This window comes from Micromonospora sp. CPCC 205558 (genome assembly GCF_036902955.1).
GTDB lineage: Bacteria > Actinomycetota > Actinomycetes > Mycobacteriales > Micromonosporaceae > Micromonospora.
On the sequence record NZ_JBAKHR010000003.1, the window covers coordinates 1 to 12,667 of the forward strand.

Here is a 12,667-nt window from a genome sequence, read left to right on the forward strand (position 1 = left end):
CCCCCCCCCCCCCCGGCCCCCCGTGGCCCCGGGGCCCGCGGCGGCGCCCTCCCCCCCGGGGGGTTGCGCCCCGCCCGGCGACCGGATCCTCAGCGGTAGGTCATCCGTACCCGGTTGTCGGAGTCGTTGATCTCCATCAGGTGGCGGAATCCGCTGTCCATCGGCCAGACATCCACGTCGGCCTTCCCGGTGCCCAGCGTGCCCCCCTCGGCCACCCGGAAGCTGAGGTCCAGCCGCACCTCCGCCCCCGCTGCCAGCCGGCCAAGGGTGCAGGTCACCGGCTCGCTGGTGCGCTGGGGCTCGTCCACACACGGGCCCCATCCGTCGACGTCCGGACGCATCGTCGCGGGTACGCCCAACCTCAGGTCCACGCGGGCTACCGGCTCAGTGCCCCGGTTGCGAACCCGTACGGTGGTCGTACCCGTGAGGGAGCCGTCGTCGGCCGTGGTCAGCACGAGGTCGGTGGCGGTGACCGAGACGTCCGCCGAGTGCGGATTCTGGCCGAAGGTCGTCGGCCCGGAGACCTGGGCGAAACTGTCGCCGTTCCAGCGGTAGCCCCGCCACTGCCGCTGTGACCACTCGCCGGGCCAGCCGCCTCCGGGAGCGATGTCACCGACCTGCACGCGCACCGTGCCGTCACTCACGACATCCAGCGCGAACAGCCACTGCGGCTTGTCAATGGTGCTCGCGACCACTCGGCCGAGCGTAATCACCTTTCCTTCCTGGTCGCGGTCGAAGGCGACCACCTGCATCGGCCCGCGGCTGCCGAGCACGCACTGCACCAGCGCCACCGTCTCCACCGCGCCGTCTCCGTCGACGTCGCCGTGGTCGAGCGCCAAGAGCCAGTTCCTGCCCTCCCGGCCCTCGGCGGTGAGCCGCGTCTCCGACGTCGGGCAGCCTGGTCCGGCCCGCCATGCCGGCAGGGTCACCGATGCCGCCAGCAACTGGGCCCGGCTGAATCGGCCGTCCGGTACGGCGATGGTCGGGATGGCACTGGTCCCGGCAGGGCTGGGGGTTGAACTTGGCGGCGTCGGCGTCGGTGACACCGAGATGCTCGGCGTCGGGTCGACCGGACCGGGCCGGTGGTCCGGGCCGTTCAACGCCGCGTATCCGACGGCCGACCCGCCGAACAGGGCGAGCGCCGTCGTGGCGGTGGCAGCCAGCCGACGCCGGCTGCGGCCTTGCACCGTCCGTCGAACGGCGGCGGGTCCCGGCGCCTCGATCTCCGCCAGCGCGGTCGTGCGGTAACGGGCGAACTCTTGGGCGAGGTCGAGGGTCTCCTGCTCAGACATCCCGCACCTCCTCATTGGTGTCGCGCAGGTGGGTGGCGAGTGCGGTCCGGCCCCGGTGCAGCCAGGACTTGACGGTCCCTTCGGCGACCTGTTCCTGAGCGGCGATCTCCGCGACAGTCAGGTCGGCGAGGTAGTGCAGCACGACGGCCCGCCGCTGCTTCGGCGGCAGTTTCGCCAACGCGGCGTCGACGGCGACCCGGTCCGGGTTCGGTTCCGCAACGTGGGTCTCCCGCTGCCGCATCAGCCACAGCTGCGCGGTCCGCAGCCGCCGCCAGCGGTTGTGGCCGAGGTTCCAGGCGACCTTACGGACCCAGGCCAGCGGGTCGTGGTATCCGGCGAGCCGGTCCCAGCGGGCGTACGCCCGGCAGAACGCCTCCTGAACCAACTCCTGCGCCTGCCCACGGTCACCCGTGTACGCGGTCAGCTGCACCACCAGGCCGCGAAAGTGGGCGTGGTAGAAGTCGTCGAAGACCAGCTCTGTCGGCGTGGGGGTTCCCAGTTGGTCCGGTGGGCGTCCGCCCACCCGCACATCTCGTGTCACAAGCACTTGTCCTCCCCGTGGCGAGTGCGGGCGGTGTGTTCGCCAGCACCGGTCACACAAGCGAGCGCGCCGACAGGTTGCGCATCAATCGATCCCGAGCCCTTGTCGGGTCTCGGACAACTGGCCGAACGCTCAACTGGCGGGCAGCTTCAAGTCGATCCGGGTGGTGTTGTCGTCGGGCGAACGGTCGGGTGGGAACTTTCCGCTCACGTTCGCCCGCACGGTGAGCGCAAAGCCGGTGAGGGTCCGGGCCGGTCCGCCCGGGGCGATGTTCACCGTGACGGCGATCTGGTACGACCGGGTGCCGCCGAGGGGGATCGGCCCGTCGCCGGTACAGGTCATCGTCTTGACGTCGTCGGTCTGGCCCTGGTGGAAGCAACCGCCGATGTTCGTGCCCTTCAGACTGATCGTCGCCTCGAGGGGGAGCACCACGATCAGGTCCCCGGCGTCGTACGACCGGGTCGCGGCATTGCCCATCGTGACGTCGAGCGTTCCGGTGTAGGCGGTGTCGGACGGCTCCAGAGTGAGGGAGCGCGGGGCACTGATCGACAGGTCAACGTACCGGGTAGGCGTCGGCGTCGGCGTCGGCTTGGGTGTGGGGCGGGAACTGGTCGGCCGCTCGGCCGGAAGGCTGGTGGAGGGGGTAGCACTCGGCGTCGACGAACCACTCGGAACGGACGTGGGCGATTCGCTGACGGGAGGGCCCGCCGAGGTGTCCGGCTGGAACGAGGGAAGGTCGGTGGCCGGCGAGGGGGCGATGACATCGGTGGGCGGCGGAGCGGCCACGGGCCGGACCAGACTCACCCCGCCGACCGCGACGAGTACCGCCGCGGCGATCCCCGACGACACGACCCGGTTGCGAAGCCGGCGGTACGCGCGTCGCCGCGGCACGTCCGGATCAGGCTCGACGACCTGCCGGAAGCCGGCGGCGCTCAACTCCTCGAAGGCAGCCGCCAGTCGATCCGCTCGCTCGTTGCGCTGTTCCATCTAGTCCGCCCTCCTTCCGGTCAGGCCCTCGTCGATTGCTGCGGGTTGACGGCCGAGTAGTTCGGGCTCCTGCTCCGCCAGGACGTTGGCCAGGGCGGCCCTGGCCCGGTGCAGCCAGGACTTGACGGTGCCGGCCGCCACCCCGCAGTCCTCGGCGATCTCACTGACGGTCAACTCGGCCATGTAGTGCAGAACCACCGCGCGCCGTTGGTTCGCCGGCAGGGTCGCCAGCGCGGCGGCGAGTGCCACCCGATCCGGACCGGGCCCGTTGACCACCTCCACCCGCTGGCGGAGGCTGAACAAACGGGCGGTGCGCAGGCGGCGCCATCGGCTGACCGCGACGTTCCAGGCGACCCGACGGATCCAGGCCACCGGATCGTCGTACCGGGAGATCCGGTCCCAGCGGGGCCAGGCCCGGCTGAACGCCTCCTGCACCAGGTCCTGTGCTTCGTTCATGTCCCCGACGAACGCGTACAGCTGCACCACCAGTGGCTGGAAGTGACGGCGGTAGACCTCGTCGAAGCGGGGACCATCCTCGTGCGGGACCACTCCGCTCACCTCGATGTGCAGTCGCGCGGGAGTTGTCACCGGATCGGGTGAGGTGGGCGTGCGCGGCCGCAGGAACACCTGCGGCCGCGCCTCGGTCGGGGACATTCCGTCAGCCGGCGGTGACGGTGAAGGTGGCGACGTTGTCGGCCGGGTACACGTCGGGCAGCAGACCGCCCCAACCAAAGCTGGCGCCCAGGTGCGCCGAACCGGTGCCGAGGTCACCGGGGGACACCTCGGCCGGTGCCCGGATCAGCAGGGCTATCGTCCGCTCTTCGCCGGGCATGAACTTGCCGCCGGCCACCATGCAGCTCGCCGTACAGGGCTCTGGAGGTTCGATGCCGCCGATCTCGACCCCGCTCGGCAGCGTCGGAGTGAGCCAGTACACGTCGTGTGGCGCGTCGCCTGCGACCCGGATGATCAGCGGCACCCGGCCGAGCCAGCTCCCGTCCTCCTGACGCGTCAGGGCGGCGGGACCGGCGCTCACGGCCGCGTCCGTGAGGGTGTCCCGCACGTACGGTCGGGGAGCGCGCAGTGAGCCGGTCGTTGAGCGGTACAACGCGGAGAAGGCTGCCGTGTCGTTCGCCGGGTTCCGGTCCCCAGTCTCGATGGCGACCTGTCCGCCGAAGCTGACCATCGCGTACGGCCGGGTGGTGGTGTGCACCCGGAAGTCGACTGTGAACGTCCGCCGCTCACCCGGTCGCAACGCGCCGCCCGGCACGTGGCAGTAGATCGTCCGGGCCGGCTGTGCCGCTCCGAAAACGCAGGGATCGGCGGGGTCGAGCCCGTCGAAGGCGCCAGGGGCCGGCTCGGTGACCGCCAGGTTGAGGTACGCCGCATCGTGGCCGCGGTAGTTGACGGTCACCGGAAGGCTGCCCGCGTACCCCCGGTCGGTCGGCTCGAGCACCAGCCGACCGACGGAAACCGACGTGTCGTGCGGGGCGGCGAACGCCGGCCCCGACAGGCCGGTCAGCGCGACCCCCGCGCCCAGCACACCGGCCACCAGCCGGCGGGTGATGGTTCTGGTCATCTGTGTCTCCCCGTTCCCCGTGGTGCCGCCCCCGTTGCCCCGGTGGCGGTGATGCGAGCAAGACACTCGACGGGCCCAACAACGGTTGCAGGCATTGCGCCCGTGGGGGTGTCAGGTGGGTGACAGGCGGCGAGACCCCGCGCACCAGCGGGATCGTGACCGGCACCAACGGGTGCGCGCCGGAGCTGTGATTGACTGTTCGGCGGGGGTAGGAGGGAGGCGGTCGTGCAGCTGCCGGCAGTGCTCGGTGAGCCGATCCGGTTCGTGCTGAACTGGGGGCGCCGCTACTCGCTCTGGGTGTTCAACTTCGGTCTGGCCTGCTGCGCGATCGAGTTCATCGCGACCAGCATGGGTCGGCACGACTTCATCCGACTCGGCGTGATCCCGTTCGCCCACGGCCCCCGCCAGGCCGACCTGATGGTGGTCTCCGGCACGGTGACCGACAAGATGGCCCCGGCGATCAAGCGGCTCTACGACCAGATGCCCGAGCCGAAGTACGTCATCTCGTTCGGCGCCTGCTCCAACTGTGGCGGCCCCTACTGGGATTCGTACTCGGTGACCAAGGGCGTCGACCAGATCATTCCGGTCGATGTGTACGTGCCCGGCTGCCCGCCTCGGCCGGAGGCGCTGCTGCACGGCATCCTGCGCCTGCAGGAGAAGATCGCCGCCGAGCAGTCCGGCATCGGGGGTGTGCCGCAACGGGACGTGCTGGCCGCACCGCTGGACGCCCCGCCCCGCGAGGCCGCCGCGCCACGCTCGGTCGACTCGCTCACCGCCGCACCGGTACGCCACCCCATTGTGGACCCGCCGCACTAGCCTGCGCACTATGAGCAGCTCAGCTGATCAACGGTCCGCCCACATCGTCGACGTGCTCACCGAGGAGTTCGGGGCGTCGATGGCGATCGACCCGGCCGCCTTCCGCCGCAAGTTCCGCAAGATGGCGGCTTCACCGTTCGCCTTCTACCGGGGCAGCGCCGCGCTGTTCTACGCCGACCAGCTCGGCGACTTCGCCGACGACCGGTTCCTCGACGAGCAGACCAGCCGGGTGTGGATCCACGGTGACCTGCACGCGGAGAACTTCGGCACCTACATGAACGCCTCCGGGCAGCTGGTGTTCAACGTCAACGACTTCGACGAGGCGTACGTCGGGCCGTTCACCTGGGACCTGCGTCGGCTCGCGGCCAGCGTGGCGCTGCTCGGCTACGGCAAGGCGCTCTCCGACACGGGCATCGGCGAGCTGGTGGCCGGGTTCGCCCGGTCGTACCTGACCGAGCTGCGGGCCATCGCCGCCGGCGGTGACGACGCGATCGGTTCGATCACGCTGGACAACGCTGACGGGGTACTGCGCCGGGTGCTCCAGCGGGCCCGACTCAACACCCGTGTCGACCTGCTCGCCGCGCAGACCACGATCGACAACTACGAGCGGCGCTTCTCCATCGGCGACGGGGTCTTCGAGATCGACGACGCCACGCGGGACCTGGTCAGCGCCGCCTTCCAGGACTACCTGGGCACCCTGCCCGTCGCCTCGACGCAGCTCCGCCCGGTGGCGGCCCGGATCAAGGACGTGGTGCTGCGCAAGGGGGTGGGCATCGGCTCGGCCGGGCTGCCGTCGTACAACCTCTTGCTGGAGGGGCACACCCAGGCACTGGAGAACGACGTCGTCATCTACATGAAACAGGCACAGGTGCCGGCCGTGGCACGGTACGTCACCGACGAGTCGGTCCGCGGCTACTTCCAGCACCAGGGGCACCGGACCGCCGAGTCGCAGCGGGCGTTGCAGGCGCACGCCGACCCGTGGTTGGGCTTCACCGAGCTGAACGGGGCGGGTCAGCTCGTCGCCGAGGTCTCCCCGTACGCCGCCGACCTGGACTGGTCGGACGTGAACGAGCCGGAGGAGCTGACCGGGATTCTCGTCGACCTGGGCCGGGCGGTGGCCCGGATGCACTCGGTCGCCGACGACGAATCCAGTCACGATCTGGTGGACTACTCCACCGAAGAGGCGATCGTCGCGGCGGTGGATGCCGACGAGGCCGGGTTCGTCGCCCACCTGGTGGACTTCGCGCACGCGTACGGGGTGCGGGCCCGCCAGGACCACCAGCTCTTCGTCGACCTGTTCCGCAACGGCCGGCTGCCGGGCATCTGATCGGGCGCAGCGTCGCTCAGGAGGCGAACTCCAGCACCACTTTGATGTCGTCCGGCCCGGGGGTGTACGCGTCGGCGTACCGGTTCACCGGCACCCGCCGGGTGATCAGCGACTCGAGCCAGACCTGGTCGGCACGGGCGAGTGCCTGCGCGGCCATGTTCCAGTGCCGCCGGTTGGCGTTCACCGAGCCGAACACCACGTTGTTCTCCAGCACCAGCGCCCGGTTGAGGGCCCCGGCGTCGAAGTCGATGCTCCGGCCACCGCTGGACACCCCGGCCAGGCAGACGATCCCGGTCGGGCCCGCCTTGCACATGACGTCGAGGACCACTGTGGGGGCGCCGGTGCACTCGATCACCACGTCCGGCTCGAAGGGCAGGTCGTTGACCGGAACCGCGTGGTAGGTAGCGCCGAGCCCGGCGACCAGCTCCGGCTTCGGCCCATCGGTGGCCCGGTCCAGCACGTGGACGGTGAGCCCGCGCTGGGTGCCGAGCAGCGCGGCCAGCAGCCCGATCGGCCCGGCCCCGGTCACCAGGACGGTCTGCGGCTGCCACTCGGCCCGGTGCCCGATCCGTTCGATGTGGTCCCAGGCCTTCGCCACCACACTGGTCGGCTCCAGCAGCACGCCGACCTGGGCCAGCGCCGGGTCGAGCTTGACCGCGAACTGCGGCTCGATCCGCCAGCGGTCGCGGGCGAACCCGGGTAGCGCCTTGATGCCGTGTTCGGTGTACTGGCCGTTGCGGCACATGTCCCACTCGCCGACCGCGCAGTTCGGGCAGGGCACCGGGTCGGGGTGCCGGACGATCCCGGCCACCAGGTCGCCGGGTTGCAGGGTGCCGCTCGGGTCCTCGATCACCCGGCCCAGTGACTCGTGCCCGATGACCAGGCGGTCCGCCCCCGGCGGCGCCTCGCCGTATTTCCCGTCGATGATCTCGTGGTCGGTGCCGCAGATCCCCACCGCCAACGCCTCGACCAGGACAGAGCCCTCCTCGTCAGCCGGCTCCGGCTGATCCTCGACGAGGTTCAGCGAGTTGGCGACTTCGGGTCTCACCGTCACAGCGCGCACGCCCTCATCTTTCCCCGTGGAGACGTGCAGCGCGTCCAAAGCCGGCAGATCGGCTGGCATCGCCGGCGGCCAGGTGTGGGCGCGGCCGGCACTAGGATCAGCGGCATGACTCCCGAAGAGGTCGGCGCTCGACTGGTCGCGCTGCTCGCGCCGGTTGAGGCGACCCCGTCGGTCTCCGGCGGGCAACGGTTCGCCCGGGCCACCGTCGATGTGCCGCCGGCGAGCTGGTTGACCGCGGTTTCCGCCGCCCGTGACGACGCCGATCTGGCCTGCGACTTCTTCGACTGGCTCTCCGCCGTCGACGAGTTGGCGGAGGGCTTCGACGTGGTGGCGCACCTCTGGTCGACGCGACTGCGCCACGGCCTGCTGCTGCGTACCCGGTTGCCGCGTGGGGCGCCCACCGTCGACTCGGTGGTCGACGTCTACCCCGGTGCCGCCTGGCATGAGCGGGAGACGCACGAGATGTTCGGCATCGACTTCGCCGGCCACGGGGAGTTGCTGCCGCTGCTATTGCCCCCGGAGTTCGAGGGCCACCCGTTGCGTAAGGAGTTCGTGCTCGCTTCCCGGGTGGCGAAGCCCTGGCCGGGTGCGAAGGAGCCGGGCGAATCCGAAGCCGGCGGCGGACGCCGACCGATCCGTCCGCCGGGCGTTCCCGCTCCGGGCGAGTGGGGGCCCACGCCCACCCCGGCCGGCGCCGGTGGTGTGGGGGAGGGCCCGCGCGGCGGCACCCCGGCCAGACCGGCCGGTGAGCGTCCGGCGCGGCCAGCCCCGGGGGCCCGTCCGCCCGCGCCTGACGCAGGCCCGGCCGCATCGGGGGGCGAGCCGATCGCGGACCCGCCGGGTGGTGCTGGCCGCAGCGACCACGACGGGGGTACGGCCTGATGCCGCTCTGGGTGGAGCTGGTGCTCCGAATCGGCGGCGTGGTGGTCGCGTTCCTCACCCTGCCGTTGCTCGTCGGCCAGGCCGAGCACAAGGTGATGGCGCACATGCAGGGCCGGCTCGGCCCGATGTACGCGGGCGGCTTCCACGGTTGGGCGCAGCTGGTGGCCGACGGGGTCAAGTTCGTGCAGAAGGAGGACATAACGCCGCGCGAGGCGGATCGGGCGGTGTTCCGGTTGGCGCCGGCGGTGGCGCTGGTGCCCTACCTGCTGGTGCTGCTGGTCATCCCGCTCGGCCCGGACGACCTGGTCGGGCAACCTCTGGACATCGGCCTCTTCTTCGTGCTGGCCGTTGTCGGTGTCGGCGTGGTGGCGGTGCTGATGTCGGCGTGGGCGTCGGCCAACAAGTACAGCCTGCTCGGCGGGCTGCGCGGGGCCGCCCAGCTGCTCGGTTACGAGTTGCCGCTGGTACTGGCCGCCGCGTCGGTGGCGATGGCGGCCGGCACGCTCAGCCTGTCGGGCATCGTCGAGGCGTGGCAGCCGTGGTGGCTGATCTGGCAGGCGCCCGCGATGATCATTTTCTTCGTCGCCGGGCTGGCCGAGATCCGTCGGCCACCGTTCGACATGCCGGTGGCCGACTCGGAGCTGGTCTTCGGCTACATGACCGAATACACCGGCCTGCGGTTCGCGTTCTTCCTGCTCGCCGAGTACGTCGGCATCGTGGTGATCGCCGCGCTGACCACGGTGCTGTTCCTCGGCGGTTGGCAGGGCCCGTTCGCGGACGACCAGCTCGGCTGGCTCTGGACGCTACTCAAGATCTTCGCGGTGTCCTTCGTGATCATCTGGCTCCGGGTGTCCTATCCCCGGCTCCGCGAGGACCAGCTGCAACGCCTCTGCTGGCTGGTGCTGGTCCCCGCGTCCCTGGCACAACTGGTCCTCACCGCAGCCGTCCGCATCGCCCTGTAGGCGGCGGCCCTTCGGGGTCGGCTCGGTGCCGGCAGAGGTCCGCCAGCGCGACGCGCTCGAGCTGGGTCCGCGCGGGCGCTGGTCGAGTTGGTCCCGGAAGACGCTTTCGAGCTGATGTCACAAACGAATCGGTGGCCGGCCGGCCCCACCGCGGCCGAGATCACACCTGATGTCGCAAACGATTCAGCTCGAAAGCGTCGTATGCCCACCTCGGTCGCCAGCCGCCGCCAGCCCCGGTCGCCAGCCGCCGCCAGCCACCGGCGGGGCCACCGCCAGCCACTGCCAGCCACTGCCAGCCACCGGCGGCCACTGCCGGCCACTGCCGGCCACCGGCGGGGCCACCTGCGGCCACCGTCGACCGCCGGCCACCTCGGCGCCGGGAAGGGCGTGTCGGCGCGGCGTTGGAACAGGACCGCTCAGCGCAGCGGGGTGTGTGCGGGGTCGACCGGCTCGGCGGGGGGTGGGGGCGGTGTGCCGTCGCCGAAGGGGCGGCCACCGAGCGCTTCCCGGCCGTGCGGGGTGAGCCAGTTGGACAGGTCGGGGCCGAGCGGAACGATCCCGGTCGGGTTGATGTCGCGGTGCACCTCGTAGTAGTGCCGCTTGATGTGGTCGAAGTCGATGGTGTCGCCGAAACCGGGAGTCTGGAACAGGTCCCGGGCGTACGCCCACAGCACCGGCATCTCGCTCAGCTTCTGCCGGTTGCACTTGAAGTGGCCGTGGTAGACCGGGTCGAAGCGGACCAGCGTGGTGAACAGTCGCACGTCGGCTTCGGTGATGGTGTCGCCGACCAGGTAACGCTGGTCGGTCAACCGCTCGGTGAGCCAGTCCAGCCGGTTGAAGAGCCGGTGGTACGCCTTGTCGTACGCCTCCTGGCTGCCCGCGAACCCGCACCGGTAGACACCGTTGTTGACGTCGGAGAACACCACGGCGTTGACCTCGTCGATCTGCTCCCGCAGGTGTTCGGGGTAGAGCTGCGGCGCACCCTCGCGGTGGTACGCCCCCCACTGCGTGGACAGGTCCAGGCTCATCTGCGCGTAGTCGTTGGTCACCACCTGCCCGGTCGGCACGTCCACGATCGCGGGCACGGTGATGCCGCGCTCGTAGCCGGGGAAGCGCTTGAAGTACGCCTCCTGGATGCGCTCGATGCCGAGCACCGGGTCCCGGCCGTCCGGGTCGAGGTCGAAGGTCCAGCTCCGGGCGTCGTGGGTTGGGCCGGCCACCGCCATCGAGATGGCGTCCTCCAGGCCGAGCAACCGCCGCACGATGATCAGTCGGTTGGCCCACGGGCAGGCCCGGCTGACCGCCAGCCGGTACCGGCCCGGCTCGACCGGGTATCCGTCCCGCCCGTCCTTGGTGATCCGAGTGGCGATGTACCGCTGGTCGCGGGTGAACTCGCCGCCCGGCTCGACGTACTTGCCGCCTTTTTCCTCGCCCACGTCGCCCTCCCGGTCTGGTCGGTGTCTCTCCCCAATCCTCGCGGATCTACGGCGCACTGTGGTCCCGGATAACCTGCCGGGATGACGGATGTGGAGGCGGCGGCCCGGCGGTTCATCGCCGATGTGTGGAATGCCCGCCAGGAGGAGTCGGCGTACGAGCTTGTCGCCGAGGAGTGCCCGGGGCTGGGCGGCACCGGGCCGGAGGCGACGTTGGCCTGGCACCGCGAGCGCCGGGCGGCCTTCCCGGACCTGCGCTACAAGATCGTGGACGTGGTGGCGGCCGGCGAGCGGGTGGCCGTGCACTGGCGGGCGGCCGGCACCCACGTCGGGCAGTTCGGGCCGGTGCCGCCGACCGGGCAGGTGGTCAGCTACTCGGGGGCGACGTTCCTGCGCTTCGACGCGGCGGGCCGGATCGTCGAGGTGTGGAGCTGCAACGAGTTGTTCCAGTTGTTGCAACAACTCGGCGTCGAGATGCTCCCGCCGCCGGTCGTCAGTGGGCCCGGGGCGTGATCCGGCTGATCGGCAGGTTGATGGGAAAGGGCTCACCGGTGTCGACGAACTTCGTCCACCGCCCGGTCTCGGTGTAGACCTCGTTGACCGCGTCGATCCGGTAGGTCACGACCTCAAGCTCGCCACCCTCGGTCTCGATCCGCCAGTAGTAGGGGATGCCGGCCTGGGCGTACAGCGCCGGCTTCAACACCCGGTCGATCGAACGGGTGTTCGGTGAGACGATCTCGACGGCGAGGACCACCTCGTGCGGCTCGTACTTCGACGGTTCGCGAGCCGCCGCGGCAGCCGTGGTGATCAGCACGTCGGGGATGAACGACCGGGTGCGGTTGATCCGCACCTCGACCGCCTGGGTCACGTCGTAGCCGTCGGGGCAGTCCTCGTCGAGCACGGCCATCAGCCGGCCGGCGATGGTCTGGTGGGTGCGGGTGGGGGAGGGGGACATCAGCAGCACTCCATCGAGCAGTTCCCGGCGGCGGCCATCCTCGGGCAGCGCATCCAGATCGTCAGTCGTCCATCCGCCCTCGGGCGGGTAGTCGCTCTGCAGCGCGGCGGTCATGGCAGGTCCTTCCAGGTGCGGTCGTTCTCCCCGCGACCACGGTACCGCCTTGGACCTGTGGGTGGTGGTCGCGCGCGCCGGGGCCACAGGGCAGGATGGTCGACATGAGCGACCCCAGCGAGCGCGGTGACACCAGCGAACGCGGCCTTCCCGGCGCGGGCCTGGTGAAGGGGCTGGCGGTCACCCTCAAGACGATGACCAGCCGTTCGACCACCCAGCAGTACCCGGACGTGGCCCCCGACCTGCCGCCACGCTCGCGCGGTGTGATCGCGTTGTCCGAGGAGAACTGCACGGTCTGCATGCTCTGCGCGCGTGAATGTCCGGACTGGTGCATCTACATCGACTCGCACAAGGAGGAGGTGGCGGTGCCCGGCGCCGCCCGCCCCCGCCAGCGCAACGTGCTCGACAAGTTCGACATCGACTTCTCGCTCTGCATGTACTGCGGCATCTGCATCGAGGTCTGCCCGTTCGACGCGCTCTACTGGTCACCGGAGTTCGAGTACGCCGAGTACGACATCAAGGACCTGCTGCACGACAAGGACCACCTCGGTCAGTGGATGGCCACCGTTCCGCCGCCGCCCGCGCACGACCCGAACGGCGAGCCGGCCAAGGAGGAAACCTCCGCCGCGCGCAAGGCCGCCGCCGCACGTCCGGCAATTCCAGCGGTACGCCCCGACGCCGACCAGGACCCCCCGTCGTGACCGCCCGAACCGGAGAGG

Annotated in this window: 14 protein-coding genes; 6 read left to right on the top strand and 8 right to left on the bottom strand. The window is 70.7% G+C overall.

Going from position 1 to position 12,667, the window contains the following annotated elements:
• Positions 1-89: 89 nt before the first annotated feature.
• The 5 genes from V6U86_RS04275 to V6U86_RS04295 form a co-directional block, all read right to left on the bottom strand.
• A complete protein-coding gene (locus V6U86_RS04275; protein WP_334498648.1) occupies positions 90-1,292 on the bottom strand; it encodes a hypothetical protein in 1,203 nt (400 codons plus the stop codon).
• Complete coding sequence (locus tag V6U86_RS04280; RefSeq protein WP_442934878.1) at positions 1,285-1,839, bottom strand: RNA polymerase sigma factor; 555 nt, start codon at positions 1,837-1,839, stop codon at positions 1,285-1,287. The genes V6U86_RS04275 and V6U86_RS04280 overlap by 8 nt, the downstream gene beginning before the upstream one ends.
• A 126-nt stretch (positions 1,840-1,965) precedes the next feature.
• A complete protein-coding gene (locus V6U86_RS04285; RefSeq protein ID WP_334498650.1) occupies positions 1,966-2,820 on the bottom strand; it encodes a hypothetical protein in 855 nt (284 codons plus the stop codon).
• Positions 2,821-3,474 (bottom strand): SigE family RNA polymerase sigma factor, encoded by a 654-nt coding sequence (locus V6U86_RS04290; RefSeq protein ID WP_334498653.1) that lies wholly within the window; start codon positions 3,472-3,474, stop codon positions 2,821-2,823.
• A 4-nt stretch (positions 3,475-3,478) separates the two neighbouring features.
• Positions 3,479-4,396 carry a hypothetical protein gene (locus tag V6U86_RS04295; protein ID WP_334498655.1) on the bottom strand — a complete coding sequence of 306 codons (918 nt, stop codon included), beginning with the start codon at positions 4,394-4,396 and terminating at the stop codon, positions 3,479-3,481.
• Positions 4,397-4,621: 225 nt separating this feature from the next.
• On the opposite strand from V6U86_RS04295, the gene V6U86_RS04300 reads away from it, so the two are divergent.
• Positions 4,622-5,212, top strand: a complete 591-nt coding sequence (locus V6U86_RS04300) for an NADH-quinone oxidoreductase subunit B (protein WP_334498657.1) — start codon at positions 4,622-4,624, stop codon at positions 5,210-5,212.
• A 10-nt stretch (positions 5,213-5,222) separates the two neighbouring features.
• On the top strand, positions 5,223-6,539 hold the full coding sequence (locus V6U86_RS04305) for a DUF2252 domain-containing protein (RefSeq protein ID WP_334498659.1): 1,317 nt from the start codon (positions 5,223-5,225) through the stop codon (positions 6,537-6,539).
• Between the two features lie 16 nt (positions 6,540-6,555).
• Here V6U86_RS04305 and V6U86_RS04310 read toward each other — a convergent pair whose 3' ends face one another.
• Positions 6,556-7,602 (bottom strand): glucose 1-dehydrogenase, encoded by a 1,047-nt coding sequence (locus V6U86_RS04310; RefSeq protein ID WP_334498661.1) that lies wholly within the window; start codon positions 7,600-7,602, stop codon positions 6,556-6,558.
• Positions 7,603-7,707: 105 nt separating this feature from the next.
• Here V6U86_RS04310 and V6U86_RS04315 point away from each other — a divergent pair, with 105 nt between their 5' ends.
• Positions 7,708-8,484, top strand: a complete 777-nt coding sequence (locus V6U86_RS04315) for an NADH-quinone oxidoreductase subunit C (protein ID WP_334498663.1) — start codon at positions 7,708-7,710, stop codon at positions 8,482-8,484.
• Positions 8,484-9,446 carry a complex I subunit 1/NuoH family protein gene (locus tag V6U86_RS04320; RefSeq protein WP_334498665.1) on the top strand — a complete coding sequence of 321 codons (963 nt, stop codon included), beginning with the start codon at positions 8,484-8,486 and terminating at the stop codon, positions 9,444-9,446. Before V6U86_RS04315 ends, V6U86_RS04320 begins: the two co-directional genes overlap by 1 nt.
• 416 nt (positions 9,447-9,862) lie before the next feature.
• Here the strand turns inward: V6U86_RS04320 and V6U86_RS04325 are convergent, their stop codons facing one another.
• The gene (locus V6U86_RS04325; protein WP_334498667.1) at positions 9,863-10,882 is read right to left on the bottom strand and encodes a glutathione S-transferase family protein; all 1,020 of its coding nucleotides are present in this window, start codon (positions 10,880-10,882) and stop codon (positions 9,863-9,865) included.
• Between the two features lie 81 nt (positions 10,883-10,963).
• Between V6U86_RS04325 and V6U86_RS04330 the strand changes: the two genes are divergently transcribed.
• Positions 10,964-11,392 (top strand): ester cyclase, encoded by a 429-nt coding sequence (locus tag V6U86_RS04330; protein WP_334498670.1) that lies wholly within the window; start codon positions 10,964-10,966, stop codon positions 11,390-11,392.
• Here the strand turns inward: V6U86_RS04330 and V6U86_RS04335 are convergent.
• Positions 11,373-11,948 (bottom strand): Uma2 family endonuclease, encoded by a 576-nt coding sequence (locus V6U86_RS04335; RefSeq protein ID WP_334498673.1) that lies wholly within the window; start codon positions 11,946-11,948, stop codon positions 11,373-11,375. The two genes, V6U86_RS04330 and V6U86_RS04335, sit on opposite strands and share 20 nt — an antisense overlap.
• A gap of 95 nt (positions 11,949-12,043) precedes the next feature.
• On the opposite strand from V6U86_RS04335, the gene V6U86_RS04340 reads away from it, so the two are divergent.
• Positions 12,044-12,649 carry a NuoI/complex I 23 kDa subunit family protein gene (locus V6U86_RS04340; RefSeq protein ID WP_334498675.1) on the top strand — a complete coding sequence of 202 codons (606 nt, stop codon included), beginning with the start codon at positions 12,044-12,046 and terminating at the stop codon, positions 12,647-12,649.
• Positions 12,650-12,667 lie beyond the last annotated feature (18 nt).